Origin of the sequence: Cedecea sp. VD22, assembly GCF_037150195.1 — a bacterium.
Taxonomy (GTDB): Bacteria; Pseudomonadota; Gammaproteobacteria; order Enterobacterales; family Enterobacteriaceae; genus Cedecea.
Genome location: NZ_JBBCPX010000047.1, coordinates 1 through 656 on the forward strand (window position 1 = coordinate 1; position 656 = coordinate 656).

At 48.0% G+C, this 656-nt stretch carries 1 pseudogene; it reads left to right on the forward strand.

What is annotated here, in order from left to right:
* Nucleotides 1–157 precede the first annotated feature (157 nt).
* Nucleotides 158–656 (forward strand): annotated as a pseudogene (locus WFK85_RS23400) (phage tail protein); the annotation flags it as partial.

Here is a 656-nt window from a genome sequence, read left to right on the forward strand (position 1 = left end):
TGCTCTTCCGCACGCTGTCACTTTCACAATAAGCGTAACTTATCCAACGCCGACCGGAGATATAACAAAAGACGCCACATTTGCTGGCACACTTATCAGTGCATCAGAGTCTGATGACGGTTCCTTGGTGAATCCAGTCAAATGGTACACATTCACAATGGATAAACTTGATGGTCCCGCTGACGTACCTTCCAACGCGACGATTAACACAATTAAGTTTGTCCTGAACGACAACGAAGCACTTGTGGTGGGGCCATTCTTCTCACCCGTCGAGTCCTCGCAACTTTGGATACATACACAGTCTCAGTTGGGTGGCGATCACTCGACATTTTGGAAGGTTGTTATCTGGAAGATAGATGATGAGCATAACCAGATACCAGGAACTGAGCAGACATTTAACTTTGCCCAGGGAACGCCGCACCACTCAGCCAGTGAGGTTTTTTACAGAACGGCGAAAATCACACCGAATGGCGGTTTTGGTAAGTATGCAATCAATTTTCAGCGTACTGACAACTCCAGCGATGCAAGCGTACTCAAAGTAGAGGAGATTCATGCGGTAAATATCAGGGCCAATGTCGTGCACCCGACCGACACTCTGGTTCGAGTACGCGTTAGAGCCACTGAAAACGCGCTCGGAAGCCGTGAGCGTAAATATA